This window comes from Clostridium sp. CX1 (assembly GCF_025398335.1).
GTDB classification, from domain to species: domain Bacteria; phylum Bacillota; class Clostridia; order Clostridiales; family Clostridiaceae; genus Clostridium_AM; species Clostridium_AM tanneri.
The window spans coordinates 39987-56875 of the sequence record NZ_JAODOO010000008.1; the positions used below are offsets into that span (position 1 = coordinate 39987).

At 33.6% G+C, this 16889-nt stretch carries 15 protein-coding genes and 1 other RNA gene; 3 read left to right on the forward strand and 13 right to left on the reverse strand.

The window, feature by feature from the left end; translation table 11 throughout:
* Positions 1-29 precede the first annotated feature (29 nt).
* Entirely contained in the window at positions 30-1592 is a 1563-nt protein-coding gene (locus N4T77_RS10445; protein WP_261671734.1) for a dynamin family protein, read from the reverse strand.
* Between the two features lie 330 nt (positions 1593-1922).
* Between N4T77_RS10445 and N4T77_RS10450 the strand changes: the two genes are divergently transcribed.
* Positions 1923-2735, forward strand: a complete 813-nt coding sequence (locus tag N4T77_RS10450) for an alpha/beta fold hydrolase (protein WP_261671735.1) — start codon at positions 1923-1925, stop codon at positions 2733-2735.
* A 147-nt stretch (positions 2736-2882) separates the two neighbouring features.
* Here the strand turns inward: N4T77_RS10450 and N4T77_RS10455 are convergent, their stop codons facing one another.
* The 4 genes from N4T77_RS10455 to N4T77_RS10470 form a co-directional block, all read right to left on the reverse strand.
* Positions 2883-3599: a histidine phosphatase family protein gene (locus N4T77_RS10455; RefSeq protein ID WP_261671736.1), complete on the reverse strand. Its 717-nt coding sequence runs from the start codon at positions 3597-3599 to the stop codon at positions 2883-2885.
* 105 nt (positions 3600-3704) lie between these two features.
* Positions 3705-4121, reverse strand: a complete 417-nt coding sequence (locus N4T77_RS10460; protein WP_261671737.1) for a hypothetical protein — start codon at positions 4119-4121, stop codon at positions 3705-3707.
* A gap of 12 nt (positions 4122-4133) precedes the next feature.
* Positions 4134-4634, reverse strand: a complete 501-nt coding sequence (locus N4T77_RS10465) for a nitroreductase family protein (RefSeq protein ID WP_261671738.1) — start codon at positions 4632-4634, stop codon at positions 4134-4136.
* A gap of 79 nt (positions 4635-4713) precedes the next feature.
* Positions 4714-5883: an iron-containing alcohol dehydrogenase gene (locus N4T77_RS10470; protein WP_261671739.1), complete on the reverse strand. Its 1170-nt coding sequence runs from the start codon at positions 5881-5883 to the stop codon at positions 4714-4716.
* 234 nt (positions 5884-6117) lie between these two features.
* On the opposite strand from N4T77_RS10470, the gene rnpB reads away from it, so the two are divergent.
* Positions 6118-6457: RNase P RNA component class A (gene rnpB / locus N4T77_RS10475), an RNA gene on the forward strand.
* On the opposite strand, the gene N4T77_RS10480 is transcribed toward rnpB, so the two are convergent.
* The 6 genes from N4T77_RS10480 to N4T77_RS10505 all read right to left on the reverse strand — a co-directional run bounded on the left by N4T77_RS10480 (position 6451) and on the right by N4T77_RS10505 (position 10378).
* Positions 6451-6672 carry a hypothetical protein gene (locus N4T77_RS10480; protein WP_261671740.1) on the reverse strand — a complete coding sequence of 74 codons (222 nt, stop codon included), beginning with the start codon at positions 6670-6672 and terminating at the stop codon, positions 6451-6453. The genes rnpB and N4T77_RS10480 overlap by 7 nt on opposite strands.
* Positions 6673-6750: 78 nt before the next feature.
* Positions 6751-6927: a hypothetical protein gene (locus N4T77_RS10485; RefSeq protein ID WP_261671741.1), complete on the reverse strand. Its 177-nt coding sequence runs from the start codon at positions 6925-6927 to the stop codon at positions 6751-6753.
* Positions 6928-7149: 222 nt separating this feature from the next.
* Positions 7150-7794 (reverse strand): alanyl-tRNA editing protein, encoded by a 645-nt coding sequence (locus tag N4T77_RS10490; RefSeq protein ID WP_261671742.1) that lies wholly within the window; start codon positions 7792-7794, stop codon positions 7150-7152.
* Between the two features lie 258 nt (positions 7795-8052).
* A complete protein-coding gene (locus N4T77_RS10495; protein WP_261671743.1) occupies positions 8053-8517 on the reverse strand; it encodes an aminoacyl-tRNA deacylase in 465 nt (154 codons plus the stop codon).
* A 235-nt stretch (positions 8518-8752) separates the two neighbouring features.
* Positions 8753-9694 carry a tRNA-dihydrouridine synthase gene (locus tag N4T77_RS10500; RefSeq protein WP_261671744.1) on the reverse strand — a complete coding sequence of 314 codons (942 nt, stop codon included), beginning with the start codon at positions 9692-9694 and terminating at the stop codon, positions 8753-8755.
* A 270-nt stretch (positions 9695-9964) separates the two neighbouring features.
* Entirely contained in the window at positions 9965-10378 is a 414-nt protein-coding gene (locus N4T77_RS10505; RefSeq protein ID WP_261671745.1) for a CGGC domain-containing protein, read from the reverse strand.
* A 102-nt stretch (positions 10379-10480) separates the two neighbouring features.
* On the opposite strand from N4T77_RS10505, the gene N4T77_RS10510 reads away from it, so the two are divergent.
* Complete coding sequence (locus tag N4T77_RS10510; protein ID WP_261671746.1) at positions 10481-11899, forward strand: PLP-dependent aminotransferase family protein; 1419 nt, start codon at positions 10481-10483, stop codon at positions 11897-11899.
* A 53-nt stretch (positions 11900-11952) separates the two neighbouring features.
* Here the strand turns inward: N4T77_RS10510 and N4T77_RS10515 are convergent, their stop codons facing one another.
* Both N4T77_RS10515 and polC read right to left on the reverse strand, forming a co-directional pair.
* Positions 11953-12165 (reverse strand): hypothetical protein, encoded by a 213-nt coding sequence (locus tag N4T77_RS10515; protein WP_261671747.1) that lies wholly within the window; start codon positions 12163-12165, stop codon positions 11953-11955.
* A gap of 180 nt (positions 12166-12345) precedes the next feature.
* The gene (polC, locus tag N4T77_RS10520) at positions 12346-16692 is read right to left on the reverse strand and encodes a DNA polymerase III subunit alpha (protein ID WP_261671748.1); all 4347 of its coding nucleotides are present in this window, start codon (positions 16690-16692) and stop codon (positions 12346-12348) included.
* Positions 16693-16889: the final 197 nt, after the last annotated feature.

Below are 16889 nucleotides of genomic sequence, written 5' to 3' on the forward strand. Positions count from 1 at the left end.
TCCGTAAAATGTGTATTGTATTTAGCGGCTTATTTATCTAAAGCATTAAATTTGTTTATTATTACATCCCCGTAGCTAATGCTGCGGTCTTTTACCTTTACCTTTTTTAGTTTTTCAAAAATTACATCCTCAAAGTTAACAACTTTATCTTTTATTTTCACTCCCCTTAAATTTTCAAAAATTATGCTGCCATAGTTTTCACTTATGCTGCTCAAATTATTTATTCTTCTCTCAGCCTTCTTTTCATTTAAGGTGTCAAATTTAAACTTTATTCTGCCGCTATATTCTAAGGTTTTAAGTCCATTTTTATTTTTATATTCCTGTAAAACTATAATCGGATCTTTAAAATTGTCCACAATTAAATCTATATCCCTTGGCTCTGGCAGAGGTATTCCTACCTGATCTCCTGTGGCTTTCAAAATTGTAAAGAAATCAGTTCTCATAGTTTGGAGTTTTTCTTTTCTTTCCTTCAAATCTTTAATTCTGGATTTAACATCCTTTCTCATAAAACTTAAATATTCTTCCACTTCCTGTTGGTCCCTATCCAATAATGCTATGGAAGAATTTAATTTATTAAGTTTTCCTTTTTCCTCTTCAAGACTGTCCTCAAAGTATTTCTCAAACTGGGAAAAAACCATCTTAAAGTTTTTAGCGAACAAAAGTTGAATTTTGCTGTCATTCCAAATCCTCAAGTATTTAATTATGTTGTCAGCAGGATAGATTGCTGGCTTTCTTGCGGAATAAGGAATGACGTCCACTACAAATAAAGCTTTCTCCTTTAATCTATTTTTAGTCTCTTTAACTATACTCTCTATGTCTTCCTTGGTCTTCTTATCTGCTCTACTTACAATTACTAATATAGGTATATCCTTTCTCAGAGATTGAAGAAAGCTTATATCCTCTTCCTTTATGGTGCCCCCTTCTGCATCTACAAACCAAATTATAAAATTGCTAGTATTTAATTGGGCTCTGGCTAATTTTTCATCTGTATTTACACTATAATATTCTGAATGGGCTTTACTGTAACCTGGAGTGTCTAAAAAGGCTATATTGTGAAACTCATGCTGTGGTATTTGTATAAATATACTTTTTATTATATGTCCTAAGCCCACTCCATATCTTTCAGTAAAGTCATGGGATACAGCTTTTAAAGCCTCTTCGTTCATATGTACCTTTTGATTAAATATGTTTATGGCACATATGTCTAAGCTCTCTCCATGAATTACATAAGAAGGAACTGAGATAGTTGGAGTAAGCTTTGCAGGTAATATTTCCTTACCAAAAATAGAATTGAGAAAACTAGATTTGCCGGAACCAAAAGCCCCTCCAAGTCCTACTATATTTTTCTTCGCTAGTGCTGTAAAAGCAACAAATTCCCTGAATCTATTAAATTCATAGATAAAATCATAAAATAGTGCAGCACTATGGGAAGGTGAATCCTCCTTCATAAACTCTATCAGATTCATTTGAATAAACTTTTCAATTTTATCAACCATCAGTTTTTCTTTTGAGCCTTTGTCCCTTTCACTGCTTTCTATTAAAGTAGTAATGAGATTAAAGGCCTTTTCATAATTTTCAAGATAAGCATTCATTTAAGTTCACCACTTTTTCTACTTCATTTTTTAAGCTTTCCTTTATAATTTGACGTGAATACGTTAACTCCCACTTATTACTTTTTTAAAATATAAATCATCCTAGTTAAAAAATTCTACATTTTATACAGGATTCCTCCTAATATCAAATCATAAATGGATATAATTTGTCTATTTAACAAATTAAAAGTTTATTTTTTAATAAAATTTAAAATCATAGAATATTATTTAAACTAAAATTCTCCATTAAAGTCAGATAGGCAGTGCACATATTTATGTACAGGAGAATACCTTAATTAATGAGTTAGCTTTATTATTGGAGGTATTTGTGTGGGATACTATGTTAAAGTAGAGCCCAATGTAAAAATCTACGTAGAAGATCTAAACCCAGAAGGCAGAAAAACAATCTTGTTCTTACATGGTTGGCCAGGAGATCATAATTTATTTGAATATCAGTTTGACCAGCTTCCATCAATGGGGTATAGGTGCATTGGAATAGATACTAGAGGATTCGGTAATTCAGATAAGCCTTGGAGTGGTTATGATTACAATAGATTATCAGATGATGTAAGATGCGTAATCGAAACACTTAAATTAAAAAACATTACCTTAGCTGGACATTCTACAGGAGGAGCAATTGCCATTAGGTATATGGCTAGACATAATGGATATGGTGTATCTAAACTAGCTCTTTTTGCCGCTGCTGCACCAAGCCTTATTCAGCTTCCATATTTTCCTTACGGTCAAAGAAGAGAAGCTATAAATGACATCATTCAAGGAACATACAATAACCGTCCAAATATGCTCAGAAACTTTGGGGAAATGTTCTTCTTCCAGAACATAACTGAGCCATTCTCAGATTGGTTTTTCCAACTGGGACTAAAAGCGGCAGGTTGGGCTACAGCAGAAATTGCAAAAACTTGGCTAAAGGAAGTATTATTTTATGACCTTGGAAAAATAAATGTTCCAACCTTAATTCTTCATGGAATTCATGATAAAGTTTGTCTTTTCCCATTAGCTGAAGCTCAAAGGCAAGGAATTAAGAATTCTCGACTTATACCATTTAAATTTAGTGGTCATGGATTATTCTATGATGAAAAAGATAAATTCAATAAAGAATTGATAAAGTTTATAGAGGAATAGAGTTTTTTCCCTTTTTTCAAGAAAAGCATCTTACTAAAGTACCCAGTACCAACTGACTTTTTAGAATAATTACAGAGGTCTAACAGCTTGATGTAAATACTCAAAAGGACTAATTGAAATTTTGTTTTCAATTAGTCCTTTTTTAGTTTACTGTTGCTTAATTGCTATTTTCATAGCTTTACCTTTTTCACAAAAGCTATTATCATTTACAGATTCAACTTTAAAATTTCCGTCTTCATATATTATCTTGGATATACTTGAGTTATCTAAATTTCTTAAATTAAAATTCTTATCTATATAATCAATAATTAACCTAATTATTCCTCCATGGCCTACTATAAGTACATTTCCACCATTATCATTAGAATTTTCTAAGCATATATCCTCTAAGCTTTTCATAACTCTTTTTATTGCTGTATCATAATTTTCTGCTTCTTTTGTCTCATCTAAAGCAGCACATGAGTTAACATATTCTCTTTGAAAATCATATTTTTCCTTTGCTTCTTCATAGGAACTTACATTAAGAAAGTTAAGTATATCATTAAACTTTACTTTTTCAAGCTCTCCTTCGTATTTTCCAAAGTACACTTCTCTTAAACCTTCAAGCTCTTTTAATTCTAAATTGGCACTTGCAATATTTTCTTTTATAACAATTCTTGCAGTTTTTACTGCCCTACCTAAATCACTACTATAGGCTGCTTTAAATTTGATATCACTAAGTCCAAGTCCAACATTTATAGCTACTTCAATTCCTTCTGCAGTGAGAACTCCATCACACCATCCTTGAGTTCTTTCAGCTTTATTTAAAATAGTCTGTCCATGCCTCATTACATATAAAATAACTCTGCCCTTATTGATACTCATTTTTTCCCCCTGTAAGTATGAAAATTTAATATTATTCCTAGCCTATGGAAATATATTTTCCCTTTTTATATCTGCTATGCGCCACCACCTTAATTTACTAATAACCTAAACCTCAATTTTATTTAAAATTTTTTGTATTCTAATACGATTATATCTTTGCAAGAATATGGGATAAATATTCGTTATTATATTTACTAGTGTAAAAAATAATAGAAACATAACATCAAAAATATCTTTTATAAAAACACCTATTCTAACCATATAAAGTAACATGACTGTTGCAATAATTACATGAGATTTTTCGCTTTTTCTGGACATCTGCTCATATTTTTTTATCGCATTTACGGAGTACTCTGTTAAGAAATAGTTTTTAAAGGGCACTTCATCTTTTCTATCCTTGGCTATATGCAGCAAGGCTTTTCTAAATCTCTTTATACCTAAATATTCATATATTTTTCCATTCTGTTCAAAGTGTTTAATTTTATAGTATTTTTCATCAAATATTTTATCTAATATATTCAATACTAAAAATCCTTACCATCTATCATAATGTATTCTGGTTTTGTCGAATCTATCTGATGCTTTTCTCTGCTCATCAGGATATCCAACAGGAACTATTGATAAAGGAATTACGCCAGCTGGCAAGTTGAGAAGTTCTTTTATTGCCTCTACTCTATCAGCTAATGGGTAAACTCCTAGCCATACTGCTCCTAACCCCTTAGCTTCAGCAGCTAATAATATATTTTCTGTAGCAGCTGAACAATCCTGTACCCAATAGCCTTTAAATACCTCTTTTGCTTCGTCACCACATACCACAATTGCAACATCTGTATTTAATAGCATTTTTGAATATGGATGTACCTCAGTTATCTTCTTCATAAGCTCTTTATTTCTCAAAACTATAAATTCCCAAGGTTGCTCATTTCCTGCAGAAGGTGCTGCCATTCCTGCTCTTAGCAATTCCTCTACAATCTCATCACTTATTTTAATATCCTTGTACTTTCTTATACTTTTTCTATTAAGTATTGTATCCATATCTTAACTCCTCCTGACAAATCTTCATTTTTAACAACCACAAAAATAAACTCATGCAGTTAGTATATTTAGACTCTTTTTATTTGTAAGAAGACTTATAAATAGCTATACAATCTTCTATGCTCAGTTCACACCTATCAACTAAGAAGAGTCCACTGTTTGTATCCTTTGCATTACGTGCCAGTGTTTCAAATTCCTCAGGTTTAATTCCATAATCGGACATCTTTAAGTCTGCCACTCCACATTCTTCTTGGAGCTTTGTAAGCATAGTGATAAAATCCATAGGCTCCTTTGCGTCTTCCATGCCCATTGCTTTCGCCATTCGTATAAAACGCTCATCACAAACATGTTTCTCAATAAGATGGGTAAAATATGCCTTACTAAGCATGATCAGTCCTGCTCCGTGAGGTAAATCTTGATGGTATGCAGACATAGCATGTTCCAAAGAGTGCTGGCTGGAGATTGCACCAACGCACATTACTATCCCAGATAAATTATTTCCAAAGGCAACTCTTTCCCTTGCCTCAATATCATTTCCATCTTTTACTGCTCTTGCAAGATAACGACTCACATTTTCAATTGCAGTGATGGCATACATATCACTCATTAAATTTGATTTATTATTGATATACCCTTCCATGCTGTGCGACAAGGCATCCCATCCTTGGAAAGCTGTGAACTTAGGTGGTACAGACTTCATAAGTTCCGGGTCTACAATAGCAAGGACAGGAAATAATTCAGGTGTTTTAATGGCTAGTTTTTCCTGTGTCTCTTCGTTGGTAACTACGGCACCCATGTCTGTCTCTGAGCCTGTTCCTGCTGTTGTTGTAACCGCTACTATGGGAAGTGGTTTATTCTCAATTACTTTTCTTTTTCCAGTTCCTGACTGAACATAATCCCAGAGATCTCCTGGATTTGTTGCCATGATTGCGATTGCTTTCGATGCGTCCATACAACTTCCACCACCTAAAGCAACAATAAAATCACAATGGTTTTCTTTTGAGAATGCAGCTCCAGCCATAACCGTTGATTTCAGTGGGTTTGGCTCAACTTTATCAAATACAGCTGTTTCAACACCTGCAATTTTCAGTTGTTCTTCTACTCTGGCAAGATAGCCATTTTCTCTGGTAGATTTTCCATTAGAAATCACGATCATTGCCTTTTTACCTGGCATAACCTGATCTTTTAGATTGTTTAACTGACCTGCACCAAATAAAGTTCTTGTTGGAATATACATATTAAAACTCATACTTTACCCCCCAATTCTTAAAATCCACTTAAGTTTACCATTTCTTAAACAATTATACTCCTGTGAGCCAACTCCAAGTCAATACTTTTTTGGTAATTCCTTATTGCTTAAAAAATAATAATTTAAAATTGCTATTCTACTGCTTTCATCAAATAGAAATAGAACTAATGTTATCTATATTTAACATTAATTATTATTTGTAATTTGATATATGCTGTGATATTATAATATCTGCGAGTAAGCCAGACAATCGCTGCTGTGGAAACACAGGAGAGGAAAGTCCGAGCTCCATAGGGCAGGGTGCTGGGTAATACCCAGTCAGGGTAACCTGAAGGAAAGTGCAACAGAGATATACCGCCGAAACTAGTTTCGGTAAGGGTGGAAAGGTGAGGTAAGAGCTTACCAGCGCATTGGCGACTTTGCGGCTATGTAAACCCCATCTGGAGCAAGATTGAGAAGTACCAAGGGGCGGCCCGTTCCACTTCTCGATAGTATCGCTTGAGCCTGCTGGTAACAGTAGGCCTAGATAGATGATTGTCAAATACAGAACTCGGCTTATAGACTTACTTACAGATTGAAAACACTAGGTTTTACCTGAGTGTTTTTTTTGTTTTGGAAATTTAATTCCTTATATCTTTTGAAAGCTTCAATTTCTACTTTACCATTGTAAAAAATCCTTTGGCTTTCTAGCTGGTAATCCACTACCACAATATAATTATTCTCTAATATCATCCCAATACCTCTTAAAACTATTTTTATTTTATTACATACTAAAAGTAACCTCTTCATAGTGTTAACCGAACTCACCCGTGGAAACACATTAATAAGATACTGCTTATTAGGAATGCCTTTAACCTCAGAAAGTTTTCAAGCAATGTCCGCCTTACTAGCACTTTCAAGTAATGAGACCTCAATTATTTCATGCTCGACATTTTCTTGAGTTTCAATAATCTTATCAGCCCAACTTATAACATCACTCTTCACTAATAACCCTGTAATCAATCCTATGCGATATATCTCAGCTTGATCTTTCAGCGAAAGCATATTTTAATCTCCACCCCACCCATTTAATATAAAATATATTATAGTTTAGTCACCTCTTAAGAATGTTGCGAATTAATCATTGTCCCAAAAAGAGTTTTCTCCACCAGGCAAAGATACTAATAAAAAATCCTTGCCATAGGATAATGTCCACCCTTCATAAATAATACTATCGCTAAATAGTGCAAACATAGCTCCATATTGTTTACTAACTAAAGCCTACCCCTACGACTGTAGGTATATTTCGATTCTTTCCTTACCACTGCCCAAGTTGTTTCTTTTTAAAGATATCGGACCGATTTCTCCTGTCTTTCTTAGATGCGTTCCCCCACATGGAATTTTTGCAAACCCTTCTATGTACCAATATCTTTTTTCATTTTCCTCATCATCGAAAGCACTTACTATATCCAAGTTTAAATTTATTATGTTGTTTGCTTTATGTAGGAGTTCTGGAAATATTTCAGAAATTTTTCCTTCCCAAAAGAAGTCCACTCTTGCCTTATCAACAGTTATATTTGCTCCAATTTTCTCAGGGTGATTAAAGTTTTGATACACTAATTCCAAGATGATTTCGGCTGCAAAATGCAGTTTCATCAATTTATATCTCTTTTCCCAATCAACTATAACTATAACATTTTGATTAGGCATTAAGTTATGGTTATCTCCAATAGTATAGAAAATTTCTTTTCCTTCCTTTTTGGCTTCTATGATTTCAAATCCTCCTATAGTTCCTGAATCAGACTGTTGACCTCCTGAAAAGGCAAATGCTATTGTTTGGTCAAGTGTAATAACATTACCGTTTGCACTGGTTACTTTCGCTTCAAGTTTAGTTAAGTAAGGATTTTCCCAAAATATTTTCTTAACACTCATTTTATAACCTCTTTTCTATATGCACTTTAAATCGCATAATCTTACTAATACCTAACTACCGTAGTTTTACAATAAGTAGACATAATCTTTGAATTATCAATCAATCTGTTTATTTTATATAAAAATACTTAAATATAATTTTAAAAAACACCCCAAAATTCAAATAAATAACGCGGTGCTCTAGTAAATTACTTGATTTTTATAATTGATACGTTAAATAAGGGTACTATTAAGGAAAGATCATCTTATTTCTCTTAATCACTTTCTTATTCTAACTATTTGACCTCTATTTATCTGCTGTAATACTTTTGTTGAAATTTTTGTTAATGAATAAGGTGAGCCTCCACCAGTATAAACAAACTCATTTTCCATAACTTTAGGGTCAATTAAGAATATCCCTTCATAGCCAAATGACGGTACGCCTCCACATATGTATCCAGTTTTATTGAGTATTTCTTCAGGAGTTGCAATTTTAGGAATTTCTATATTTAATGCTTTTGCTACCCTTGATGTACTTACCCTATCGTTCCCTCCAACAATAGCAACAATAAGATTACCTTCGTTCCCTATTAAACATATGCTTTTTACAATATCCTTTGGCGATGCATTAGCAGCAGATGCGGCTTCTTCTACAGTGTGGCAGGTATTCTCATAAATATGCTGTTCTGCGTCTATGTTATTTTCTATTATATATTCTTTTAATTTTTCTTCAAATTCTTTCAATTTTATCACTCCATTTCCATTTTAAATATATTTACAGCTATATTCGTAAATATATTACAATTCTAATTTATATTTTAACTATATTATAGCATATTTTCCACATTTTCTCACAATTATGCAAAAAATATAATAATCTCTACTTGTCCCATATATTAGTTTTGCTGCTTTGTCCGATAATTAAGTAAATGCATAGTTAAAAACACCTAGGTAGAACCTAAGTGTTTCTTTAATCTTTCTAATTTTCTAGAATATCCTGTTCCCTAAATAAACTTGAAACCGCTTCATCGTAATCTCGTAATCTTTCTGATTTCCTGATTTTTTTCGCATATTTTCCGTTATCAGAAAACATTGGTATTATATAAAACCATAGTTCCTTCATTTTAAATAACACATTCCTATCCCCAAAAAGTACCTTTTTATAATCTTCATAAATTTTATCGTGAAAATCTTTTAATAGATTTTTTTCCAGTTTAGTATTGTTTTCAATACTGCTAATAAGTGCAGGATTGGCTAATAATCCTCTTCCAAGCATTATGGTTTCTACGCTGTGAAAATCAGCTAAAAACTCCCTATAATCTTTAACTGTAAAAATGTCGCCATTATAGCAAACAGGATTTTTACTTAAAACCAAGGCATCCTTAAAAACCTTGAGATTAGGCTTATTTTTATAAAAATCTTTTTGAATTCTAGGGTGAATGATAAGCTCTTCTAAGGGATATTTGTTAAATATCTCAATCAACTTATAGAACTCTTCTGGGTTGTCTTTTCCTATTCTAGTTTTTATTGAGATTTTTGTTGTGGCTTCAGAAAAAATTTCTTCTAAAAACAGATCAAGTTCTTCTGTTTTTGAAAGAAATCCTGATCCTCTATTTTTTGAAACTACAGTTCCAGAAGGACATCCCAAGTTTAAATTGACCTCATTATATCCAAGTTGCTTTATCTTCTTTGAAGTATGTATAAAATCTTTTGCATTGTTTGTTAGTAGTTGCGGAATCAAAACTAGCCCCTGATTGTTTTCAGGTAAGATATCATTTAACTCCCGTGTTTTAAAACTGTTACTTTGATTTGCTACAATGAAAGGTGAAAAGTATTTATCTATTTTATTGAAAAAGGTATTATGAGCATTTCTATAAATGTACCCTGTCAAACCTTCCATAGGTGCGAAATAAAACTTCATATATTTAAAATCTCCTTTATTCAAGTAATGTTGCTTACCCATTATAATAAAGATTACTTCCAAATTCAAGCTTCCAATTATAACAGTGAGTCAACACAATAAAATCCACGTTAAGTATAGGATTAGTGTTTATACTTTTGAGCTTCACTCAAAAGACTATAAGAAAAATTAAAGGGTCTAAGCCCAATGGAATTTGGTCTTTGGCCGTCTAAGTGATTTCTTATTTTTCAATTAAAATTTGTTATCTCCCACACCTATAAAAAACTGACCTTACTCATAGCAATTATATATACCTTCTTCTCTTTTCTTCTTTGCATTATTACTTACATAAGAACCTTCCACCATATTTTTATAGCCTTTCTTTGTGACTATGCTCTTTATATAATCTACATTTGGACATCTGTCATAATGATAATTATCTGTTATCATACAGGATGATAAATGAACTGCCACCTCATCTTTAGTAATATTATTATTTTTACGTGCTTTCTTAAAAAAATGTTCTAATTTAGAAGCAACTCCCTTTCCACAGCATCCTCCACAAGTAAAAGAAATATATCTTGTAGTATCATTATAGTCTTTAAAAGCCTCATCTTTATTATAAAAAGCATTTGTACATGCGAACCCACTGCACCTTTTATGTGCAATGTCACATTGAATGATAACAACATATTTAGTATCCATAAGTTATCCCCCCTCTTGTTTATATTATAATTCTAATATGGTATCATCAAAAGTATCAGTTTTAATATATTTTATAGTATCAGTTATGGAAGGATTGAGAGAATGATTGAAATTATGCCTCTTTGGGATTACTCAAAAAACACTCCACTATATATGCAATTATATGAATATATCAAACATGAAATAGAAATTGGGACGATTAAACCACAAACGAAGCTGCCATCAAAAAGAAAATTGGCAAGTTATCTAGGAATCAGCCAAAACACTATTCAAGCTGCGTACGAACAATTGCATGCAGAAGGATACGTGGAAAGTAAGCCCCGTTCAGGGATATTTGTAACAAGGCTAGAGGATAACTTATTTTGTAATCTATCAACTATTAATAATCCTAGTCAAAATATAAAATTAAAGGATGACTTTAAATACTTAATTGACTTTAGCTCAGGAAATATTGATTTGGACCATTTTCCGTACCGCATGTGGAGAAAAGTAACAACCCAATGCTTATATTCAGACCAAGGCGACCTCTTATTAGTAGGTGAAGCTCAAGGAGAGGACTGTCTACGTAAAGAGATATCTAAATATCTTTTTCAGTCAAGAAGCGTGAGGTGCCTTCCAGAACAAATTATTATTGGAGCAGGCATGCAATATTTAATGATATTATTATGTATGCTATTAGGTAAGGACTATTCATACGCAATTGAAAATCCTGGGTACGATAAAGCAAGAAATGTTTTTACAGATCAGGGAATAGATATCTGTCCTATTTCAATAGATGAAAATGGTATTTGTGTAGAGGATTTAAGAAAAAGCTCTGCTAGAGTTGTCTATGTTACACCTTCTCATCAGTTCCCCTGTGGCATGATTATGCCAGTTTCTCGAAGATTAGAGTTATTGAAATGGTGTGAGGAAAGAGATGGTTATATAATCGAAGATGATTATGATAGTGAATTTAGATATGAAGGAAAACCAATTCCTTCTTTGCAGGGATTAGATAGGAATGGCAAAGTTATTTATATGGGGACATTTTCAAAATCTTTAATTCCTTCAATCAGAATAAGTTATCTAGTTTTACCACCAAAATTAGTAGAGAAATATCAACAACATTTTCAAAGATATAAGCAGACTGTATCTAGGCTTCATCAAAACACACTGTATAGATTTATGAAAGAAGGATATTTATCAAGTCATATAAATAAAATGAGGACATTATATCGTAAAAAACGTGGGATATTACTTTCTGCAATTGATAAACATATGGAAGACAAAGTCGAAGCTATAGGTACCAATTCTGGACTACACCTTTTGTTGAAAGTTAAAAATGGTATGACAGAGGAAGAGCTGATTCAGTCTGCTCATAAGATGAAAGTAAAAGTCTATCCAACCTCAATTTATTATAATGAATCCGTAACCAATGAATTTCCTATGGTTTTATTGGGCTTTGGTGGTTTAACGGCATTGCAGATTGAAGAAGGTATTCAAATATTGAAAAAGGTATGGTTTACTGTAGTAAATTATTAAATTTCTAAAAAAACAGCCCTGTTGGGCTGTTGGTGTCATTATTTAACTACCTTTTACGTAACATTCTTATGGAGCTCATTAATTGCCCATTCTGCAGCTTCTCTGCTGCTGCCAAATTCTTCATTTGTGCTGCTTACATAGGAATAACCTTCTTTGTCATCTACACTTTGAATGAACAACTCTTTTACACCATTGTAGATGCTTAATTCTCCATCTTCTTCTAGTACATCTACTAACTCCTCAGGTTTTATAAGGTTTTTTTCCATGTAGTAACCACCTTTCTATTTTATTTATAAAATTATGATTTAACAAATTGTATTATTTTATAACTTATTTGTTGAAATAAAAATAAGAAAGTGCACTGTATACACTTTCTTATTTTCTATCTTTTATCATAATAATAGACTAGTGGTCTTCTCTCAAACCTAGCTAGTGACCTGTATTTATTAAATTACATCAAAAAAGCAAATTTGATCACTTTCTGGAAGCCCTTTTAAGCATCCAAACTTTTTAAGGTAGTCTATAGCAGAGTTTCCAATCTTAGCACGCTTCTTTAAATCTTCTATGGAGCTTATTGGCTTCTCTTCATGTACAGCATTATATATACTCTCTGCAGCTACATTTCCCATGCCCGCTATACTGTTTAGAGGCGGCCTTAAGCCATCTTCCTCAACTAGGAATTTGGTAGCATGAGACTTATATAAATCAATTGGCAGGAACTTAAGTCCTCTTTCGTACATTTCTAAAACCAATTCTAAGTCATCGTACATATCCTTATCCTTAGGAGCTGCTTGATTGCCCATAGCTTCAATTTCCTTCATCTTTTCTTTGACCTTTTCTTTTCCGAATATCATAAATTCTGCATCAAAGGCCTTAGCTCTGATGGAGAAGTACGCTGCATAATATGCCTTAGGTATGTGAACCTTAAACCAAGCTATTCTGAAGGCCATCATTACATAGGCAGCAGCATGGGCCTTAGGGAACATGTATTTTATCTTTTTACAGGAACCTATGTACCACTCTGGTACCTCATGTTCCCTCATCAAGGCCTCATATTCTGGAAACTTTGGATCTTTTAATGCCTTTCCTTTACGTACTAACTCCATTATCTTAAAGGCTGAATTTGGAGGCAGACCTTTTTTAATAAGATAAACCATGATATCATCTCTGGTACACACTGCTTCACTTATGCTGGTAACTATTTTTTGATCAATTAAGTCTTTAGCATTTCCAAGCCACACGTCGGTACCGTGTGAAAGTCCTGAAATACATATTAAATCCATAAAGGTCTTTGGCATTGTGTCTAGAAGCATTCCTCTTACGAACTTAGTGCCAAACTCTGGAATACCAAAGGTTCCTACCCTAGAATTTATCTGGTCTGGTGTTACTCCCAGAGCTTGTGTGGATGAAAATATAGACATAGTCTCCTTATCATCCATAGGTATAGTCTGAGGGTCCACTCCCGTTATGTCCTGCAGCATTCTTATTACTGTAGGATCGTCGTGACCCAGTATATCTAGCTTCAATAAGTTCTGGTCTATAGAGTGATAATCAAAGTGTGTTGTTATAATATCTGAATTTGGATCGTCAGCAGGGTGCTGTACAGGACAGAATTCAAAAATTTCTCTTCCCTTAGGAACAACTATGATTCCACCAGGGTGCTGTCCTGAGGTTCTTTTTATACCAGTACAGCCCTTTGAGATTCTTAGGATTTCTGCCTTATTTACTGAAATATTTTTTTCCTCATAGTATTTCTTAACATACCCAAAGGCTGTTTTTTCTGCTATAGTACCTATGGTTCCAGCCTTAAAGGTTGTGCCCTTTCCGAAGATAACCTCTGTGTATTTATGGGCCTTTGCTTGATATTCTCCTGAGAAGTTTAAGTCTATGTCCGGCTCTTTATCTCCATTGAAACCTAAGAAGGTTTCGAAAGGAATGTCAATTCCGTCCTTAGCTAAGTTTTCTCCACAAACAGGGCAAACCTTATCAGGTAGGTCAAAACCCAATTTAATGCCATAATCGGTAAAGTCTGAATACTTACATTTTGGACATCTGTAATGTGGCGGCAGAGCATTTACTTCTGTTATACCGGTCATATATGCCACAACAGAAGAACCAACGGAACCTCTGGAACCTACTAAGTAACCGTCCTCATTGGATTTCCAAACCAGCTTCTGAGCTATAATGTACATCACTGAGAAACCATTTTTTATAATAGAATCCAGTTCTCTATTAAGTCTTGCCTGAATAATTTCAGGAAGAGGATCTCCATAAAGCTCATGAGCCTTGCCAAAGGTAATGTCCTTAATGGTCTGCTCACAGCCATCTATGTGCGGTGTAGCTTTATCTGGTGAAATAGGACTAATTCTCTCGCACATATCTGCTATCTTATTGGTATTTGTAACTACCACCTCGTAAGCCTTTTCCTCTCCTAAATAGGAGAACTCCCTAAGCATCTCCTCGGTGGTTCTTAGGTATAGTGGAGCCTGATTATCTGCATCCTTAAAGCCCTGGCCTGCTTCTAGTATACGTCTGTATATCTCATCCTCAGGATCCATGAAATGAACGTCTCCTGTTGCTACTACAGGTTTATTTAATTTTTCTCCAAGAAGCACAATTTTTCTATTGATTTCCTTCAGATATTCTTTATTAGGTACTTGCTCCTGCCTTACTAGATAGTCATTGTTGCCTAGAGGCTGTATTTCTAAATAATCATATTCCTTTGCTAATTCTTCAATTTCCTCATCAGATTTTCCTAGAAGTATTGACTGATATAATTCACCTTCACTGCAGGCACTGCCTAGAATTAAACCTTCAGAATATTTTTTCAACATACTTTTTAGTATACGAGGTTTTTTATAAAAATAATCTAAACTTGAATAAGACACTAGTCTATATAAATTCTTTAATCCTTCATAATTCTTTGCGAATATTATTGCATGATAGGTTTTGAGCTTTTTATACCCCTCCCTCAATGACACTTCGTCGGATCCATATATTTCTATATCCTGGAGGGTTTCTGCACCTCTTTCCTTTAACTTTTCAAGCATTACTTTGAAGACCTTAACAGTGGTATCAACGTCATCTAAGGCTCTATGTGCCACTTCCACCTTTATGCCAAGGTTCTTAGCAATTCTTCCTAGTTTATAGGTTTTAAACTCAGGGAAAATCTCCTGTGCCAAGGACAAGGTATCTACATATGTAAAATCAAAGTCATAACCTAAAACTCTAGCATTATGCTTTAAGAAACCTACGTCGAAGCCAGCATTATGAGCAACCAAAACACTTCCCTCAATAAACTCTAACATTTTAGGAAATACCTTTTCTATGGTTTCTGCATCTCTTACCATATCATCGGTTATATTGGTAACTTCCACCACTCTTGCTGGAATAGGTTTTTCAGGATTTACAAAGCAACTAAATTGATCTATTACCTTTCCATCCTTAAGCTTCATAATTCCTATTTCAGTAATTTTTTCTGTTACCGGTGAAAAGCCTGTGGTTTCTAAATCCAGTACGCAGTAAGTGGTATCAATGCTCTGTCCCTTAGGGTTTGTTACAGAAGGTTTTTTATCTGGCGCTAAATAGGCCTCCACTCCATATATAACCTTCATGTCAGGGTTATCTCTTCCTAATAGCTTATGTGCCTCAGGAAATGCCTGCACCACTCCATGGTCCGTTATAGCAATAGATTTCATGCCCCAGCTCATGGCTCTTTTAATCAAATCAGTGGCACTGGTCATAGCATCCATTTGACTCATCTGTGTATGCATATGAAGCTCTACTCTCTTCACCTCAGCGTTATCCATTCTCTTAGTCTTCTTCATGCCTTCTGTTTCTATTATAATATTGGCAATCATTTCAACTTCCCCAGAGAACTTACTGAAACCTGCATTTCCAGCAAGTCTAACAGCCTTAGCCTTTTTAAGTCTGGATACTACCTCACTTTCCTCACCGGGCTTTAAGAAAGCCTTACAAGTCATGGAACTTGAGCCATCATATAAATCGAAGGAAACTAATGTTTTTCCACTTTTTAATTCCTTTGCTTCCATGTTTGATATTTCACCTTCTAAAGCTATCCTACCTTCATCCGGTGTAATATCGGTAATTTTTATTATAGGCTCTCTAATATTACCATTTCTGCCTAGTATCAAGAACGGATCAACTTTCTTTCCATCGCTTTCTGCTTTTGTTTCCTGTTTCTTTTCTGCTGCTACCCTAGGCAAATTAGGGGTATTATTGCTTGGTGCAGCCTTTACTTCCCTTTGAATAAACAGCATTTCACTTGCACGTGTTTCTTCTTCCATCTTTAATAATTCTTCACTGCTTACCTTATCAATAAAATTTATTTTATATGCTGTGCCATACAGGCTTTTTACGGCATCATAGATTTTTTTATCATAATCCATGGATTTTAAAAAGCCGGATACTGCAATTTTAAAATTAAAATTTATAGTATTTTCAGCCACTTCGTATCGGCTATTATTCAGCACTGCCTTTAGAGCAGGATATTTTTCTGAAATAGAAGATATAATCTTTTGCAATTCTTCTTCTATAGGCTTTTTATATGTTCCCTCAACATACTTCACAGCGATTTCAGAATTTCTCAACGAAAATCTTTCTCTTATAAACTTATTAAGACCTTCAAATTCTCCTACTTCAATATATTTATCTGAGCTGATTTTCATCTCCAGGGTTTTAGTCTTTTTACTTAGAACTACCGATTCTACAATGGCAGTGCCTATGTTGCCCCCTACTTCATAATCACTAAAAATTTCATTTATTCTTTTCATGCTAATCTTTAACCATCTCCCAAAAATTTTTAGTACCTTAATATTATATAAGATAAATTTATCCTTTATATTATATAAGATAAATTTATCCTTTGCCATATAGAAAAAAAAGGTATAGGAGCACTTCTCTATAAAAAGTGCCTCTATGCCTCCTTTATATTTAAGATTTCTAATGATTTTTTATAATTTTATTAACC

Coding starts and splice junctions, on each gene's coding strand:
- N4T77_RS10465 (WP_261671738.1), bottom strand. CDS start 4,634: ATGGATACAATACTTAATAGAAAAAGTATAAGAAAGTACAAGGATATT.
- N4T77_RS10470 (WP_261671739.1), bottom strand. CDS start 5,883: ATGAGTTTTAATATGTATATTCCAACAAGAACTTTATTTGGTGCAGGT.
- polC (WP_261671748.1), bottom strand. CDS start 16,692: ATGAAAAGAATAAATGAAATTTTTAGTGATTATGAAGTAGGGGGCAAC.
- N4T77_RS10445 (WP_261671734.1), bottom strand. CDS start 1,592: ATGAATGCTTATCTTGAAAATTATGAAAAGGCCTTTAATCTCATTACT.
- N4T77_RS10480 (WP_261671740.1), bottom strand. CDS start 6,672: ATGAAGAGGTTACTTTTAGTATGTAATAAAATAAAAATAGTTTTAAGA.
- N4T77_RS10500 (WP_261671744.1), bottom strand. CDS start 9,694: ATGAAGTTTTATTTCGCACCTATGGAAGGTTTGACAGGGTACATTTAT.
- N4T77_RS10515 (WP_261671747.1), bottom strand. CDS start 12,165: ATGGAAAAAAACCTTATAAAACCTGAGGAGTTAGTAGATGTACTAGAA.
- N4T77_RS10510 (WP_261671746.1), top strand. CDS start 10,481: ATGATTGAAATTATGCCTCTTTGGGATTACTCAAAAAACACTCCACTA.
- N4T77_RS10505 (WP_261671745.1), bottom strand. CDS start 10,378: ATGGATACTAAATATGTTGTTATCATTCAATGTGACATTGCACATAAA.
- N4T77_RS10490 (WP_261671742.1), bottom strand. CDS start 7,794: ATGAGTGTTAAGAAAATATTTTGGGAAAATCCTTACTTAACTAAACTT.
- N4T77_RS10455 (WP_261671736.1), bottom strand. CDS start 3,599: ATGAGTATCAATAAGGGCAGAGTTATTTTATATGTAATGAGGCATGGA.
- N4T77_RS10485 (WP_261671741.1), bottom strand. CDS start 6,927: ATGCTTTCGCTGAAAGATCAAGCTGAGATATATCGCATAGGATTGATT.